Source organism: Dapis purpurea BLCC-M126, from assembly GCF_050015975.1.
Classification (GTDB): domain Bacteria; phylum Cyanobacteriota; class Cyanobacteriia; order Cyanobacteriales; family Microcoleaceae; genus Trichodesmium.
Window position 1 is genome coordinate 23,856 of the sequence record NZ_JBNHER010000147.1, and the last position, 19,110, is coordinate 42,965.

6 protein-coding genes are annotated in these 19,110 nt (G+C 39.5%); all 6 read right to left on the reverse strand.

Annotated features, from left to right (window positions below; genetic code table 11):
- Window positions 1-124: 124 nt before the first annotated feature.
- Window positions 125-1,093: a TRAFAC clade GTPase domain-containing protein gene (locus ACP6PL_RS13070; RefSeq protein ID WP_426545699.1), complete on the reverse strand. Its 969-nt coding sequence runs from the start codon at window positions 1,091-1,093 to the stop codon at window positions 125-127.
- A gap of 918 nt (window positions 1,094-2,011) precedes the next feature.
- The gene (locus ACP6PL_RS13075) at window positions 2,012-7,354 is read right to left on the reverse strand and encodes a trifunctional serine/threonine-protein kinase/ATP-binding protein/sensor histidine kinase (RefSeq protein WP_426545700.1); all 5,343 of its coding nucleotides are present in this window, start codon (window positions 7,352-7,354) and stop codon (window positions 2,012-2,014) included.
- A 164-nt stretch (window positions 7,355-7,518) separates the two neighbouring features.
- Entirely contained in the window at window positions 7,519-8,937 is a 1,419-nt protein-coding gene (locus ACP6PL_RS13080) for an ATP-binding protein (protein ID WP_426545701.1), read from the reverse strand.
- A gap of 156 nt (window positions 8,938-9,093) precedes the next feature.
- Complete coding sequence (locus tag ACP6PL_RS13085) at window positions 9,094-14,511, reverse strand: trifunctional serine/threonine-protein kinase/ATP-binding protein/sensor histidine kinase (RefSeq protein WP_426545702.1); 5,418 nt, start codon at window positions 14,509-14,511, stop codon at window positions 9,094-9,096.
- 166 nt (window positions 14,512-14,677) lie between these two features.
- The gene (locus ACP6PL_RS13090; RefSeq protein WP_426545703.1) at window positions 14,678-16,009 is read right to left on the reverse strand and encodes a hybrid sensor histidine kinase/response regulator; all 1,332 of its coding nucleotides are present in this window, start codon (window positions 16,007-16,009) and stop codon (window positions 14,678-14,680) included.
- Between the two features lie 10 nt (window positions 16,010-16,019).
- The gene (locus tag ACP6PL_RS13095; RefSeq protein ID WP_426545704.1) at window positions 16,020-18,809 is read right to left on the reverse strand and encodes an ATP-binding protein; all 2,790 of its coding nucleotides are present in this window, start codon (window positions 18,807-18,809) and stop codon (window positions 16,020-16,022) included.
- Window positions 18,810-19,110: the final 301 nt, after the last annotated feature.

The following is a 19,110-nucleotide window of genomic DNA, read 5'->3' on the forward strand; positions in this document are numbered from 1 at the left end:
GATCTTCATTATAATTTTTGCGATACGGCTGACGCCACGCTCCAGGTTTTCCTGACGGAATGCTGCGCGACATGTTTGCGCAGCGAAACACTTAACTATATACCAACAAAACTTCACTCATAAATCACAATAAATCTCTACCCTGCAATACTGCAAAACCCTTAGTATTTTTACACCCCTTAGAAAACTGAATTAGTGCATTTTTAATATGAGCATCTAAACCAATCCAATTCATAACAACTTGTAAAAATTTATGGGTGCGTTTCTCATGGTGCATCTTCAACAAAAATCTTAATAAATAACGTAAAGGTTGGTCGTTATCTTGGGGATTATATTCTGCATTACGACTAATTTTCCTAAATCCAAAAGTTGGTAAATAATCCTTTCTTGGTTCTTCAATCATTGTACAAACTACACAGCCCAAAGTTTGCACTGGAGTAATAGCTATGGCAACTTGAGAATTTAAAGTCGGAGAAGATAAAAAATTGAGTAGGTCGGCATATTCTTTTTTTATTCTTTCTAATAATTGTTTAGCTGCTCTCTCTCCTTTTCTCATTTCCATCTCACATTTAACTGGAGCAAATATTACTAAGCGAGGTTCCTGAATATCTTTATAAGCTTCTTTGAACATTGCTGTTATTTGCTTTGGTTTATTGACATATTCATTAAATTTCCCCTTAGACATCATTAATGCTGGGGTATCAATAGCAATTACAACCGCAGCAGCATCATTCATTAATTCTCTCACAAATCTTTTTTCGTTAGGACTAGCTTTATCAGAAATAAAACCTCCTGGATAGTCATAAAAATTTAGTCTTAAAAATGGTTTTTTATCCTGTTCAGCTAAGTCAAAGATAAAAGAGCGAACTTCTGAAGAACCAGGAATACCTGCTCCAGGTTGTACTTTAAAAGTTTCTGTCAGACTTTTTAATTCCTTCAGGCGTTTTTTGAGAATAGCATTACTTTCTGCTTCTGGAATTAGTTGGAGATTTGCCTGAAAACTTATTCTTTTAAATTGTTCGTACATTGAAGTTAATAGGCTTGTTTTACCAACAGCACTAGGACCTAGAAGTGTAATTTTTAATTCATTCATAGTGATAATTGTTCCTTGATGTAATTGTTAATTGATTGTAGGTATATGAGGTATAGACACTAATAATAAAACTTTTGTGGTGTAGGCATATTACCTGCAACAACTGTAGCTAATACCGTTTCACTCAATTGATAATTCAGAATTGAGAATGCCAGATTTGATAGGCTAAAAACTCTCACAAAACAAAAGTTTCAGGCAATTATTTGACATTTACAGTTTGAAATTATTTGTGACATCCTTAGAGTGAATTGGTATAACTTAAATGAAATTAGCTGTAATAGTGGTCTGCTTATTTGTACTTATAGCGGTTTTTTACAAAGGTAGACTACAGAAAAAAAGAAACAGCAGATTCCAGGTTAATGTGATACAACTAACGGAATGAATATTTTGTGCTTGTTCCTTATTCCCTATTACTTATCTCTCCATCTCCCCTATTCCCCATTCCCGAAAATCATCAATATATTTACTTCCAAAAGAAAAGGGAGATTTTATCTAGGAATCACGATCATAAAAATTGTATCTTCCCCAACTGTGGAATTACAGCCAATCTTACCACCGTGTTTTTCTATTACTATTTGATGTAGAATCCGGTTATATAGTGTATGTTGATAATTCTATAATTACTTCAATATTCAATCTCCCCACCCCCAATCTCTCCCAACTATTATTCCTAGTGCAGGATGACGGAAATAAGTAACCAGTGATATCAAATCCGCTAGTATTGGTGTAATTAGATAAAGAGTGTGGGGAGATGAAGAGGTGGGGAGAGCTAGAAAGATTTGGTAATAGCTGAAGATGGAACATTTTTTTATACCGATGCTACCGGATTTGATATAACAAAATACTCAAAGCCTTACCAATCAAAACTTATGAATTATGAATTATGAATTATGACTTCCGCGTAGCGGTACTAGTGATTCAATGTTTTTTTTGTTGGATAGGAATTTCTATAAAAAAGGTTGTTTCTCCTGGTTGAGATTGACAAGAGAGACTTCCTTCGTGTTGTTCGGTAATAATTTGATAGGCTATTGATAAACCCAAACCAGTTCCTTTTCCCACCGCTTTCGTCGTAAAAAATGGATCAAATAGGCGATCGCGTATTTCGGCCTTTATTCCTTGGCCATTATCCGATATAGCAATCGTCACAGTTTCTCCATTAGTTTGAGTGCGTAGGGAAATCCGAGGCTGAATTTCCGGTGATGATTCTAACGCATCAATAGCATTATTGAGAATATTCATAAACACCTGATTGAGTTGACTTGCATAACACTCGACTAAGGGTAAATTCCGGTAATCTTTGACGATTTGGATTTCTGCTACTTCTTCTCGCCCCTCTAACCGAGATTGTAAAATAGTCAGGGTACTTTCTATTCCCTCATGTAAATCTACTACTTTCAATTCCGCTTCATCTAATCGAGAAAAGTTTCGCAAAGCAAGCACAATTTTTTGAACGCGCTCTACTCCAGTTTTCATAGAGTCTAAAATTTTGTGGAAATCTTCCTGAGAATACTCCAAATCTATTTCTGCGATAATTTCCTCAATTTCTGGATGGGTTTCGGGGAAGTGATGTTGGTAAAGATCAATAACCCGAATAAAATCCTGGGCATAATCTCTCGCATGATTGATATTTCCATAGATGAAATTGATAGGATTGTTGATTTCGTGAGCTATGCCAGCAACCATTTGTCCTAAACTAAACATTTTTTCACTTTGAATGAGAGCAACTTGAGTACGCTGCAGCTCTTTTAGTTCTTGTTCAAGTTGGAGTGCTTGTTGTGCTTGTTGGTATAGTCGGGCGTTTTCCAACGTAATAGCAGCTTGAGCACATAGCAATTTCAGCACTTCTATCCGATCTGCGGTAAAAGCCCCTATTGTTCGATTGTTTTCAAGATAAACAATACCTATAAGTTTTCCGCGTTTCAATAGAGGCAGACATAAAATAGAACGAGGTTGATTTTCTTTGATATACCTATCTCGTGCATAGTCAGTTTCCCCCGCAGCATTATCTAAGAGCAGAGACGTTCGGGTGTGTTTGACAGTATTAACGATCACCAAGGGTACTTCTAGGCTGTCTTCGACGGGAATCCTGTCTATGGGTTGAGTTTGTCCGTCAGTGCTCTTGGCTTCTATGATTAAGGTTTCCTCACGGAATAACATTAATGTGACAGTCTCGGCACCAGCATTTTCTTGGATGACTTGCATGAAGTTAGCAATGGCGCACTCAAGGTTTATTTCTTGGGAAAGGCTGCGGGATGCTTTCATCAGGCTAGCTAAATCTAACACTTCTCCAGTAGAGGTACTTGTATTGGTAACCGTTCCTTTAGTCAGATTTGCCATCGTATCGTTGGCTTTTCCACTCAATTGTTGCCGTTGGAGAATGGGAGATAGCAGTTGGGGATAACGTTTTTCCAGGTCGTCTGTTTTGGCTTTGGCTCCCCACTGAGCATAACAATAATAGGCTTCTTGCATATAGGTACACGCTATTTTTTCTTTACCCCAGTCGAGATAAAATTTAGCTGCAAGTTCATTGGCAATGGCTTCGTTTTGTATAAACTCATTGCTTTTAGCCTCAGAAATAGCACTATCGTAGAAATCTATTGCTTCAAGTATTTGACCTGATATCCGAGCCATTTCCGCAGCAACAATTAAATAGCGATGCAAGAAATTTTCTGGGCAATTATTCGCCCAGATTTTCATCTGTTCTTGATTAGCGATCGCTTGTTGCCAATCGGATGAATTGACATCTATTGAACCAGGTTGATGCAAGGCAAGTAAACTCAGAGAATAGTAAAAGTTATGTTCTACTTCCGAAATATTGCCTTGGATAGATTTAACTACACTTTTGGCCTCGATCGCATATTCTAGAGCCTTTTGAGGTTGATTTTGCAAGTAAAGTACCTGGGATTTAAGAATCAGGTACTGAGGAGTATAGGCCATTGTTGCGATAAAATTTGCTTCCTCCTGCCCTTCTGCTTCTGTTTCTGTTTCCGCAAATTCTACAGCTTCCAGTTGGGAAAGTAATTTCTGGCACGATCTTGCCATATCAATTACGACTTGATCCTGTCTTTTTTCGCCAAAAGCTAGGCATACTTCACTTGCTTTCAAAGTATCTTGTATATGATCTCCGGCAAAAATGAGCATAAACAAACGATATGCAAGATTGTAACCTGCCCATTGTAAATTCCCATATTCCAGCCCTGAATTGTAACCTTTTAACGAAAGATTGTTGCTGATTTTTGCTGGTTCTACCCAAGGACTCAAGCACAGTCCGAAGGAACAATAAGTCATACTTTGAAGACTTTTATTGAAATATCTTTCGCTCAAGTTAACGCCAAGACGACCGAATTTATATCCAGTGCGAAATTCTTCTGAATGAAGATTCAAATATATACCATACTGTGAATAAGCAGGAGCTGCTTCAGCAGTATTTCCGTATTTCATCAGCAAATGAGCGCATTTCACAATTGCTAATGCCCAAACATCCAATTTGTAGAAATATCCAACCGGTTGCATACTGAGTAATAAGCTGATGGCAACTTTGATCTTGGGATTCTCAATTTCTTGAAGTTGCTCTAGTTCGCTAATCTGCCGTTCTCCCAAGGTTTTTTGTGCTAAAGAATATTCTTGCTCAACTGCTTCAGATAAATTCTGTTGAGGGAAATTAATACCTAAAAGTTGTAATCCTGTAATACCCGCCTGGATTGATGCTTCAAAGTCAGCCATTGCCGCATATTGAACAATGAGTAGTTTATGAATCCTGGCTTTTTCTAGGTTTTTTTTAGCAAAGGCAATAATTGCTTCTATGTATTTTTTTGAGGCAGTAAAGTCTCCTTTTAAATCCTCAATTTCTGCTCTTTCCTCGTGTAGCTCTAGTGTCAGATCGTACTGAATTTCCCATGAATTTTCAGGCAGTAGATCCATGGCGATTGCCAAGTAACCACTCGCAGCTACATAGGCAGTTGAAGTTTTTGCCTTTTGACTTGCTCTTAAGTTCAACAACACCAGAGCGTTTCGCTCCCTAGAACTGGTTACTAGCTCAATACCAATGTTTAAATGATTGACTATATCAAATAGCTTGTTTTCTTGTTGATCATTAGATGTTTTTTCTAATAATAATTTTCCTATGTTTAAATGCGTTACTTTTTCTTCTCCAGTAGCAATTAAAGAATAAGCAGCTTGTTGAACGCGATCGTGCAAGAAGCGATAGCCCACTGTAATTCCCTCGGTATTATCCTCCTCTTTTTTCCATCCTTGAAAAAACTTATAGGCTTCGCTCTTGGGTAAAATTAGTCCCTCCCGCAGAGCGCTCCACAGAGCTGCTGCTACTTCCTCAGAAGGGGTTTCGCAGATAATCGCTAAAGTCTCTATGTCAAATTGATTGCCGATACAAGCCGCCAATTTCAAAACACCTTGGGTAGCTTCTGGCAACTTGTGCAACCGTCCTGCCATAAATTCCACCACATCATCTGTGAGGGCTGCATCTTGGACTTTCACCAAATCGCATTCCCAATATCCCAAATTTTGATTAAAAGTAATTAACTCATCCTCATGCAATCCTTTTAAGAACTGAGTCGTAAAGAAGGGATTGCCTTTCGTCTTTTGATAAACTAAATCTGTTAAAGGAGCCACTAACTCCACCGAACAGCTGAGAGTTTCCGCCACCAATTGATTGATATGAGCCACAGATAAGGGAACAAGAGTAATAGTCGAAATTGTTGTCTGTTGTTTCTCCAACTCTGCCAAAGTTAACATCAATGGATGAGCCGGGAAAACTTCGTTATCTCTATATGCCCCCAACAGGAGCAAATATCCCGTTTGAGTGTCTCCCATCAATACTTTCAATAAGTTTAACGAGGCTGAGTCCGCCCATTGCAAGTCATCGAGAAAGATTGTTAAAGGATGCTCAATTGTTGTGAATACAGCGATAAATTTCTCAAACAGGAGGTTAAAGCGGTTCTGGGCAGCACTGCCTTCGAGTTCAGGGACAGGGGGCTGTCCTCCAACGATCCTTTCCAGTTCGGGAATAACGTCAATGAGAACTTGCCCATTTTCTCCCAATGCTTCTAGGATTTTCCCTTTCCATTCTTGCAATTGGGCATCACTTTCTCCAAGTATTTGCCCCATTAAGTCTCGGAATGCTTGGACAAAGGCAGAGAAGGGAATATTGCGATTGAATTGGTCGAATTTGCCTTTGATAAAGTATCCTTTCTGTCTGGTGATGGGTTTGTGAACTTCATTTACCACGGCAGTTTTCCCAATGCCGGAAAATCCTGCTACTAGCATCATTTCTGTTTTTCCTGTTGCTACTCTTTCAAAGGCATCAAGCAAAGTTTGGACTTCTTTTTCCCTGCCATAGAGTTTTTCTGGGATTAAAAAGCGCTCGCTCAAATCCCGCTCTCCTAATGTAAAAGGTTGAATTTTTCCTGTTTCTTCATATTCAACCCTACATTTTTCTAGGTCATATTTTAGCCCCAATGCACTTTGATACCGCTCTTCACCATTTTTGGCCATCAATTTCATAACTATATTAGCTAATGGTTTCGGTACTTGGCTCTCAGCAATTGTCGGAGGGGCTTTGGCTATGTGTGCGTGAACCAATTCCAGGGGGTCTTCACTTTCAAAGGGCCGTTTTCCTGTCAGCAGTTCATAAAATGTGACTCCTAGAGAATAAAAATCACTGCGATAGTCTATAGCTCTATTCATCCTTCCTGTTTGTTCCGGAGAAATATAAGCCAGAGTTCCTTCTAAAACATTGGGGGTTTGCAAACTTGTTCGTTCTTTCGGTAGTAACGAGGAGATACTAAAATCTATTAATTTTACTTCTTTTGTTTCTGGATGAATTAAAATATTTGCTGGTTTGATATCTTTATGAATAATTTGATTTTGATGGAGATGGTGCAGAATTTCTGCTATTTGCAAAGAAATTTCCCAAAATTGTGCAACGGATACAGAGAATTGTTGCTGATATTCTGCCAGAGAGATGGCTCCTATATCTTCCATGATCAGAGCATAGCCATTCTTGTAACGCAAGAGCGAGTAGTGTTTGAGAATGCCGAGGATGTCTAGATTTTTGGCAATGGCGTATTGATTTCTAAACTGGACTAATTCGTTAAAGGATGGATATTCGTTACCCATTAATTTGACTACTAAGGGTTGCTCAGTCTCAATATTTCTACCACGATAGACTAGGGTACGTTCGCTTTCGTAGATGAGTTGATGAGTTTGATAATTGGCGATTTTTATGTTTTTTGTTTCAGTCATTGGTTTCTTTTGTTTGTTGTTGAGTCTAATTTTGATGATATTTATGCTTAGTTTACTTCTTTTTTTGATCAAAGTCTAACTATCATAAATCTTTACAGTTGTCTGTTTTCATCATTAGTGCACCCATAATTCTTGCGACAGTTTAAAGGAAAGCCATATTTTATTTATCTGGGAATCACAATTGTAAAAGTTGTACCTGCCCCAACTGTTGAATCACACCTAATCTTACCACTGTGTTTTTCTATGACTATTTGATGGGCGATCGCCATGCCCAAACCTGTTCCTTTGCCCACTCCTTTTGTAGTAAATCCTTGCTCGAATACTCTTGCTTTTAATTCTTCGGGCATTCCCATTCCGTTATCGGCAATCTTCAGGATAACGCTCTGTTTGTCTGCACTAAACTCTGTTTCAATAGTAATCTGATTTGGTTCTTTTTCTATTTCTTCAAAGCTTTTATCCCCATTACTTTCATCTAAAGCATCAATCCCATTCGCGAATACATTCATAAACACTTGATTTAGTTGCCCGGGATAGCATTTCACTTCTGGAATATTACCATAATTTTTAATAATCTTAATGGCAGGACGTTTTTCATTAGCTTGCAGGCGATATTTTAAAATTAATAAAGTATTATCTATTCCATCGTGTAGATTAAATTTAGTTTTATTTGCGGTATCTGTACGCGAAAATGTACGCAAAGATGTGCTGATATTGCGAATAATATCACATCCTTCTTCCATTGAACCAATCAGTTTTGGGAAGTCTTCGGCAATAAATTCTAGCTCAAGATCTTCGAGTTTTTCGACGATTTCATCTGGAAGGTTAGAATGTTCTCCATACAGAGAAATTGCTGTCAATAAATCTTGCAGATGCTCTTGTGCCGCACTAATATTTCCCCTGATAAACCCTACAGGATTGTTGATTTCGTGGGCAACTCCAGCCGCCCAATTACCCAGCATTGCCATTTTCTCATTCTGCACCAGTTGCAATTGAGTATCTTGCAACAGTTGCAACGCATGAGCTAATTCTTCAGTTTGTCGTTCTATAGTCGCAATATTTTGATATGCGCGTAAAGCTGCAATTGTTGTTGTAACTAGCTTTTGTCGCGTCAGATCAATTTTGAGCTTATAATCGTTGATTTCATAATTGATAATTACTGATTCTTCTGGTGCTTCTCCAGGTTGTCCAGTGCGTAAAATAATCTGGACTTTGCGATTGTTTAAATCTTCACGAATGTAACGCACAACTTCCAAGCCAGCATCATTGGTTTCCATGACTACATCCAACAACGCCAAAGCAATATCAGGATTTGAGTGCAAAACTTTTTTTGCTTCTGCACCAGAATAGGCGTAAATAAATTCTATTCCTTTTCCTTCAAATTCAAGATTTTTCAAAGCCAGTTTTGTGGCTTGATGAACGCTGGGATCGTCATCAACAATCAGGATTGCCCAAGTGTTACCAATGCCTCGAACGGGAGATTCTTCAGTTTCCTCTTCTTCTAAAAAGATAAGATCCTCATCTTCTAAAATTATCAGGTCATCAATTTTTTTGTCCGGTTCGGGTTTGCTTGATTTGTTAGACATAAGTGTAAATAAATGAAGTTGCAGATACAATTACAGAAGTATAAATTATGGCGTTGCTGAATCAAGGGATGAAACTTTTGGGAATAGGTAAATCCCATCTTTTACTTCCTCTGTCTCGAAAACTACAATTCATCCCACAAATATGCAACGCCGAAATTATTGAGGAATGGAGAGGGTAAAGTTTATCCCCTCTCCTAGTTGGCTGTGTGCCAATATTGTTCCTTGCAGTTTTTGCGTTACCAAATTATAAACTATATGCAGTCCCAAACCACTTCCACCTTGATTTCTGGCTGTTGTATAAAATGGCTCAAAAATTTGAGAAAGCTCTGCTTGTGAAATCCCACAACCATCATCTGTATATTCAATAATTAATCGCTCTTTTACCTGTTCTATCCTCCAATTTAATTTTCCCGTTTTTCCATCACGATAAGCATGAACTAGAGAATTGTTGGTTAAGTTGGTAACTATTTGCGCCAATGCTCCCGGATAGGTTGTAATATTTAGATTTTCATCTCCTTCGATATTCACTTGATGCCCCCGTTGTCGGATCTTAGGCATTAAACTCGTCAGCAGTTCCTCTAGGTACGGTTTAATGGCAAAGGTACGTATTTCTAAATTGCTTTGATCTACGGCTACTTGCTTAAAACTGCCGATTAATTCCCCTGCTCGCTTTAAATTATCGACAATCAATTGTGTACATTCAGTGCTAGTTTCTATGTAATCATTTAAAAAAGACCGCTTGATTTGACCAGAAGCTATAGTTTCTGCGAATGCTTGAGTTTCCTGGTTAAGGGTTGATGCTACGGTGATGCTGGTGCCGACTGGAGTATTGATCTCGTGGGCAACTCCCGCTACCAGTCCTCCCAATGATGCCATTTTTTCTGATTCCACCAGTTGTTTTTGAGTATTTTTCAACTTTTCCAGAGCTTGAGATAGTTCGGCGGTGCGCTCTTGTACTTTGATTTCTAAATTGTTGTAGAGTTGTGCATTTTCAAGGGAAATGGCTGCTTGGGAACAGAGCAAATTCAATAACTCTATGCGGTCAATGGTAAATGCTCCGCTCGTTTGATTGTTTTCTAAGTAGAGGATGCCTATAAGTTGGCCTCGGTTAATTAAAGGTATACATAGTACTGACTGTATTTGATGCTTTTGGATGTAATCATCTCGGTCATAGTTACTGTCTTCTTTGGCATTATCTAGGACGAGGTACGCTCCCGTGTTTTTTACTTTATGAACTAGGGTTAAGGGAAGATTATTACTGGTATCAACCGGAATGTTGATTACAGACATTTCTGTTCCTATAGCGTGGGCTGTTAGCATAAGCACATCTGCTTGAAAGAGCATGAGTGAAGCGGTTTCAGCTCCGGCGTTTTGTTGAATGACTTGGATAAAATTGACAATAGTGCGTTCCAGGTCGATTTCTTGGGAAAGACTACGGGAGGCTTTCATCAGACTGGCTAAATCTAATACTTCTCCTGTGGAAGTTCCGGTATGGGAAAGGGTTCCTTTAGTGAGAGTAGATATCGTACTGTTGGCACTTCCACCTAATTTTTGCCGTTGTAGAATGGGATTAAGTAGTTGATGATATTTTTTCTCTAGGTGCTCAATTTTGGCTTTGGCTCCCCACTGAGCGTAACAATAATATGCTTCTTGCATATATAGAGAAGCCTCTTTATCTCGCCCCCAGTCGAGGTAAAATTTGCTAAATAATTCATTAGCGAGGGCTTCTTCTTGAATGTATTTGTTTTCTTTGGCTCCGGCGATCGCTTTTTCATAGAATTCCATCGCCTCTAATTTCTGTCCCATAACCCGGTGTTGTTCCGCCTCGACTAGATTGAATTTATGGGCGTAGTTCATGGGTGCATCATACATCCATTGTTTTAACTTCTCCTGATTTGAGGAAACTTTCTGCAATAAAACCACTTGCTCGTCTTGAGCTACTTCAGAGAAATAAGCTATTCTTACCAGTGAATCGTACCAGTAGAAAACGGGAACCGAATACAGTCCATTAACGCCATGAATATTCTCTTCAGCTAGTTTTGCCGATTCAATTGCTGCTGAATAATCCTCAAAAAGATAGCTGAGAATCATTTTATTCAGGTAAATTTTGTTGAGGGAGGTATAATCAACTTGTTGCTGTAAAATGGGAATTGCTTCATCTTCATTGCAAATCGACCCTAGTAAGCGGGAAGTATTATCCGTTTTTCCTTGCAAATTTAAGACAGATTCATAAAATATTGCTTGCAAGTAAAGTATTCGTGTTTGCTTCAACTTTTCCTTGGTTGTGGTGTAGCAAGACTTCATGGCTGCTTCCACAGTCGAAAGTTCGACTCCAGCAAAGTAAGAGTGATAACAGTAAATTGTTGCACTATACCCTGCGTATTCTAAATCTCCTACTTCTAATGAGCTTTGATACCCTTCTAGTAATGGCTCGATTGTTTCTTTAATATGAGATTGCCATCCTTTAACTTGACCATAGAACACTTGAAAGGTTTTGCCTTTTACTTCTTTGGCATCTAGTTTATTGAGAACGTCAATAGCAAGCTGACCGAACTGAAAGCCCAGTTCGCTATTGTTGAATTTACTGTGAATCATATACGCCAAGGAGACATAAGCAAAGGGAATCAAAGGATCGTTGCCATTGTGCAAGGCTGAGTCAACGGCCTGGAATAATGCCAAAATAAGTAAATTCGGGTTAGTACCAAATAATGCTGGGTATAATCGAGCCATAATTCGAGCGATCGCTAAACTGACCGGATCTTCATTGTTCGGTAACTCTAGTAAGTTTCCCACAGATAAATTTGCTGCTGCTAAATTGGCTTTCATGGTCTCAAAGGCTTGTTGGACATCCTCTGAGGTATTTTCGGGGAATTGAATGCCAAATGCGTCAAGAATCTCTAAACCCGTGCTAACCGCTTCCTTAAGTTTGTGCTGCGACATAAGGGACTGAATAGCGATTTCATAGACCTGAGCTTTATCTAATGTTGTTTTAGCTTGTTCTAAAACCGTTTCTATCAAGGATTGGGCCTCGCTAAAATCACCATTTAGATAATTAGATAATGCAAGTTCTTGGTGTAAGGAAAGCGCGAGTTTATACTCTTGTTTCCAATAATTTTCTGGGAGAAGTTTTTGCCCCACAGACAGGTATTCGAGTGCAGCAGCGTAAGCTGTCGCTTGGATGGCTTTTTTGCCTGCGGTTAAATTGAGTTGAGCCAGTTCTTTTTTCTCGTGGCGATCGCTAAGTAGTTCTAAGCCTCGATTCAAATGAACAACAATTGAGAAAATATCCTCTTCTAGTCGGGCTTTGGGAGTATTTTTGTAAATTAGTTGTCCGATCTGGTAGTGAGTGATCTGTTTCTGATCGTCGGGAATGAGGGAATAAGCTGCTTGTTGAACGCGATCATGTAGGAACCGATAACCGACGGCAATACCCTCGACTTTCTCTTCATCTTTTTCCCATCCTTGGAAAAACTTATATGCTTCACTTTGGGGTAAAATTAGCCCTTCTCGCAGAGCGCTCCATAGAGCGGTAGCTACTTCCTCTGATGAAGTTTGGTAGATAATGGCTAAAGTCTCTAAGTCAAACTGATTCCCAATACAGGCAGCTAATTTCAGGACTTTTTGGGTTTCTTCGGGCAACTTGTGCAACCTTGTGGCCATAAATTCCACCACATCATCTGTAAGGGCTGCATCTCGGACTTTCACTAAATCGCATTCCCAATAACCCATATTGGGATTAAAAGTAATCAACTCATCTTCATGCAATCCTTTTAAGAATTGGGTGGTAAAAAAGGGATTGCCTTTCGTCTTTTGATAGACTAAATCTGTTAAGGGAACAGCTAACTCTACCGAACAACTCAGGGTTTCGGCTATTAATTGATTGATATAACCCAAAGACAAGGGTGCTAAAGTAATTGTCGAAATCGTCACATTTTGTTCTGTTGGTGTGCGTCCCCTCTCTTGTTCAGAATTCGGTTGCGTATTAAGCCACTGCGAGAACTGAGTGTTTGTGTCCTTCGCCAACACAGAGCTGCACCGCTTCTCTAATTCTGCTAAAGTTAACATCAACGGATGAGCGGGGAATACTTCATTATCTCGATAGGCTCCCAACAAAAATAAATACCCTGTTCGAGTATCTCCTATCAGCACTTTCAGCAAGTTTAATGATGCTGAGTCCACCCATTGCAAATCATCTAAAAACAGGGTTAAGGGATGCTCTTTTGTGGTGAAGACGGCGCTAAATTTCTCAAAAAGCAGATTAAAGCGGTTTTGTGCCGCACTGCCTGATAGTTCCGGGACAGGAGGTTGTGCTCCGATAATCCTTTCAAGTTCGGGAATAACTTCAATGAGAACTTGCCCATTTTCTCCCACTGCTTCCAGGATTTTTCCTTTCCACTTTTGCAATTGGGCATTACTTTCTCCCAGTAATTGCCCCATTAAGTCTCGGAAGGCTTGAACAAAGGCAGAGAAAGGAATATTGCGATTGAATTGATCGTATTTCCCTTTGATAAAATATCCTTTTTTTCTGGTGATGGGTTTGTGCACTTCATTCACTACGGCAGTTTTCCCTATTCCAGAAAATCCAGCAACGAGTATCATTTCTGTTTTTCCGCCTGCGACTCTTTCAAAAGCATCAAGAAGAGTTTTCACTTCTTTTTCCCTTCCATATAGTTTTTCGGGGATTAAAAAACGAGCGCTTCTATCTTGCTCTGCCAAGACAAACGATTCAATTTTCCCAGTTTCAATATATTCAACCCTACATTTTTCCAAGTCATATTTTAGCCCTAAAGCACTTTGATACCGCTCTTCCGCATTTTTGGCCATCAATTTCACAACTATATTGGCTAAGGGTGTTGGCACTTTCACATCAGGAATTGTCGGAGGAGTTTTCGCTATGTGTGCGTGGACCAATTCCAGGGGATCTTCACTTTCAAAGGGCAGTTTTCCTGTCAGCAGTTCGTACAATGTCACTCCTAGAGAATAAAAATCGCTGCGATAGTCTATGCCTCTATTCATCCTTCCTGTTTGTTCGGGAGAAATATAAGCTAGAGTTCCTTCTAATACATTGGGGGTTTGTAAACTTGTTCGTTCTTTCGGCAGTAACGATGAGATACTGAAGTCTATTAATTTTACTTGTTTTGTTTCTGGATGTATTAATATATTTGCTGGTTTGATATCTTTATGGATAATTTGATTTTGATGGAGATGATGCAGAATTTCTGTTATAGACAGAGCAATTTCGCAAAATTGTTGGAGTGAGACACAGAATTGGTGCTGATATTCTGCGAGGGAGATTGCTTCTATATCTTCCATGATGAGAGCATAGCCATTTTTGTAACGCAAGAGTGAGTAGTGTTTGAGAATGCCAAGGATGTCTAGATTTTTGGCAATGGCGTATTGATTTCTAAACTGGACTAATTCGTTAAAGGATGGATATTCCTGAGCCATCAATTTGATAATTACGGGTTGCTGTGTCTCAATATTTCTACCACGATAAACTAGGGTACGTTCGCTTTCGTGGATTAGTTCTAGGGTTTGATAATTGGCGATTTTTATGTTTTTTGTCTCTAGCATTGGTTGGGTTTTTCCTTGAGTCTAATTTTGATGATATTTATCCCTAGTTTACTTGATTGGTTGCCGAAACTCCAAACTATTACAAATATTTACGGTTGTTGATTTTGAGCATTAGTGTTGCCGGAATGCTGAGTTAGTCGTTATTACTGAAGTTTCAAGCCAAATTTTATCTAGGAATAATAATTGTAAAAGTTGTACCTTGTCCAACTGTTGAATCACAACTAATCTTACCACCGTGTTTTTCTGTCACTATTTGATGGGCGATCGCCATTCCCAAACCCGTTCCTTTGCCCACTCCTTTGGTAGTAAATCCTTGCTCGAATAGCCTGGCTTTCACTTCTTCTGGCATTCCCATTCCATTGTCAGCAATTTTAACAATGACCTGTTTGTTGTCTTCGCTTAATTCTGTGGCAATGGTAATGCAATTAGGTTGTTTTTCTATTTCTGCAAATGTTTTCCCTTCATTGCTTTCATCTAAAGCATCGATTGCATTTGCTAATAAGTTCATAAACACTTGATTTAGTTGTCCCGGATAGCATTTTACTGTCGGAATTTCCCCATATTTTTTGACAATTTCAATAGCTGGTCTTTGCTCGTTTGCTTTCAGGCGGTATTTTAAGATTAATAAGGTGCTATCTATCCCATCGTGCAGATTAAACTCGGTTTTGCTGACAGTATCTGTACGGGAAAATGTTCGTAGAGATATACTGATATTACCAATGCGCTCCATCCCTTCTTGCATGGATGCAATTATTTTGGGAATATCCTCCAGCACGAAATCAAGATCCAATTCTTCAATCTCTTCGGCTAGTTGGGGGCTGGGTTTGGGGAATTCTTCACGATAGCCTTCAATAATTGCTGACAGATCGGCGAGATTTTCCTTGAGAATCTCAACATTACCCCCGATGAAACCGAGAGGATTATTAATTTCGTGGGCAACCCCGGCCACCAATTGGCCTAATGTTGCCATTTTTTCATGTTGTACGAGTTGCAGTTGTGCTTCTTCAAGTTGCGTGTATTTCTCTTTAAGTTGTTGATTGAGTGTCTTGAGTTGTCGATTTTGTTGGGCTAATTTTTGAGACTGAACAAAGTTAGTTTGTTGGAGAATTTGTTGCAAGCGAAAAAGTTGTAAATGAGTTTCAACGCGAGCCAAAACTTCTTCAGCTTGTACGGGTTTGGTAATATAATCTACTCCCCCCACGCTAAATGCTCTAACTTTATCAAAAATTTCGTTCAATGCACTGATAAAAATCACGGGAATATCTCGCCATTTTAAATCTTCCTTGAGATACTCACACATTTCATAACCATTCATTTGCGGCATCGTAATATCCAGTAATATTAACTCGGGAAGGAAATTTTCCATTGCCTTTAGGGCTAACTTCGCATTGGGGAAAGCTCTAACTTCATAGTCGTGTTCCTCCAAAAGATTGGATAATAAATGCAGATTAGCGGGGGTATCGTCAACAATAATAATTCGACCATTATTTTCAATCATAACTATTTTTTTAAGATAAAATGTTCAAGATTTTTTCATACTCGAAGTTATAAAGGCATTCTTTTAAGGCCCCTGCTAACTCCTCGTTTTCCAGAGAAATTTTCTCTACTATACCATTAATGGTTTTCCGGTCTGAATTCACAATGGCATTCTCTAATTCTCTTTGCCATTCTGCGGGTAATGCTGCTAAATTTTCTCGGGTTAATATCTCTCTCGTTTGCTTTGTTGTTTTTTCTTCCACTTTTTCATAAATAAATTCCACCCCGATATACTTGTGCATCGCGGTAAAAATATCTTCTTCTCGAAAGGGTTTTCTCATAAAGTTATCGCATCCTGCTGAGAGGACTACTGCTTTTTCTTCTTCCAGAACGCTCGCCGTCAAGGCAATGATTGCCGTCGCTTGTCCTTGGGTCGTAGCTTTAATTTTCTGAGTGGCTTCGTAACCATCCATCACAGGCATCCGCATATCCATCCAAATCAAATGGGGTTGCCATACCTCGAAAATTTCGATAGCTTCTTTGCCATTGCTGGCTTCTTTGAGTTCAAATCCTAGGGGATTGAGCAATTTTACTAACAACTGGCGATTTAGGACTTTGTCATCTACGATCAGGATACGATAGCGTGGTTGAGCGGGGGCGAGAGCGATAACTTTCCGTTTTGGTTTTTGAGTTTCTAAGGCTTTGGCTTCTACCTCTTCAGCTTGAATTTCAAAACTGAAGGTTGTGCCTTTTCCCACTTGAGAGGTGACTTGGATATCACCACCCATCAACTGGACGAATTTACGAGATATGGGCAAGCCTAACCCTGTTCCTTCTTGTGATTGTTTGCCGGTTTCAGTTTGGACAAAGGCTTCAAATAGTTTGTCAATCTCTTCTGGGGCAATTCCCGCTCCGGTATCTTCTACGGCAAAGGATATTTTTTTGGACTGGGAATTTTCAGTGGTTTCGACGAGGGTCACTCGTAGAGTAACACCTCCTGATTCGGTGAATTTGATGGCATTGTTGAGCAAATTTATCAGGACTTGGCGTAGTTTCACTTCGTCGGTACACAGGTAACGGGGTATGTTTTCTTCTCTTTCGAGCAACAATTGCAACCCTTTACTATCTGCTTTGAGTTGGAACATATCATGGATGTCGTCAAGGAGTCGGTGCAAGTCAAAGTTGTTTTCATTGAGGGTGGTTTTACCGGCCTCTATTTTGGAGAGATCGAGGACGTTGTTGATGAGAGTGAGGAGGTGTTCTCCACTGCGGTAGATGATACCGATGTTTTCTTGGTGGTCAAGAGGGAGGCTTTGGGAGCGGGTCATAATTTGAGCGAAGCCGAGGATGGCGTTGAGGGGACTCCTCAGTTCGTGGCTCATGTTGGCAATAAATGAACTTTTGGCTTGGTTAGCGACTTCGGCTTTTTCTTTGGCTACTTCTAATTCGGCTGTTCGCTCTTGTACTCGTTGTTCAAGTTGGGTATTAGCTTGTTCTAAAGCAGTAAAGGATGCTTGCAACCGTTCGGACATTCTGTTGAAAGATGTGCCGAGATTCTCTAATTCAGCGATCCCTCGAATGTCAACTTTGTGAATCAGTTGGCCTTCATTAGCTATCGCTCCTGCGGATTCTTGCAAGCGCAAAATCGGCTTGGCTATCCACCAGGATGAGAACAGACCTAGAGTGATTGCTACTCCTAGAGCCAGGAAACAGAGAGCGATAGTTTGCCGACGGTTGGCATCGATCTGTTCCATGAAGTCTTTTTCGGGAATGGCGAGGACAATCAGCCATTCAATACCCCGCTCGTCTTTCAGGGGACTTACTTGCAGAAATTGACGCTCCCCATCCAACTTAAAGTCTAGTTTTTCGGGGCTTTTGATTTGGTCTAAGGCGCCGAATTGCCCTAAAATATAGTCAACACTGGCACGAGTTAACTTGTTCTGGCTTTCTGTTGCTGTGATTCTTTCGGTGACTGATTCTTGATTCTCTTTTTTAATCAGGAGAGGGGATTCACCTGTAGATGTGGCAACTAAAGAACCATCCAATTCAACAATAAAGACTTGCCCTGATTTGCCGATTTTTAGCTCTTCCAAGAAATTGCTAATATGTTCGAGGGTTATATTGACTCCAGTGACACCCGTTACAACTTCAGAGTCTGCTTCAAAAACAGGAGTTGAAGCAGTAATGCCAATTTTTGGCTGGCTCACATACACAAAGATGGGTGACCAAACTGCTTCTCCAGCTTTAACTGCGGATTTATACCAGGGACGCTCCCTTGGATCATAATTAGGGCTTTTGAAAGATACTCGTCCGAGCTCTCCTTGCTCGTTAGTCTCATAAACAACTCGAGCGTAACCTGTCGATTTACCGGCTCGGGTAACGATCAGATTCTCGCCATCCCCAACGATTTCCTTCTGTACATCGAGATATTCTAATTTTTCATTACCATAACCAATGGCACTAACTGTATCGAATTGTTGAATTTGATTGAGGTAGTAACGTCTCAAGGGCAGATTAATATCAAGGGAAGAATCTACATCAAAATAACCTTGACGAATCGCATCTAGATTAATGCGAGTGACTTGGTGAGGAACTTCTAGGAAGAAAAGGACTGTTGCTTCTACCCGGTAAGTCAGTTCTTGTTTTAACTGATCTACAACATTATTCACTGCTTGCCGTCCATTGCGAAAGGAGAACCAACCCACTAATCCCACCGCTGCAAAGATTTGCAAAAGAAAGGGGATAATTAAAACCGAACGGAGGGGGAGTTGGAAACGACGCGGGATAGTTGAAGGGCTAGAGGTGGTTATTGGTTGTAACATTAAGAGGATTGACTTAATCAAATAGTATATAATAACGACATAATATATCATTATTATATACTATTTAGACAGGCTGCCAATACCCATACACCTATGATGAAATCCATCAGAACCAAACTCAAACTTAATAACAAACAGAAAACCATGATAGCTCAACACAAAGGTTATTCAAGATAGGTTTATAACTGGGGGTTAAATTTGTGGATAAGAGCTAATGTTGATGGTTACAAACCTAATGTCCTTCATTAATTGATAATGGATAATTGATAATTACCTCTGGTTAAAACCCTTCGGGAATTGA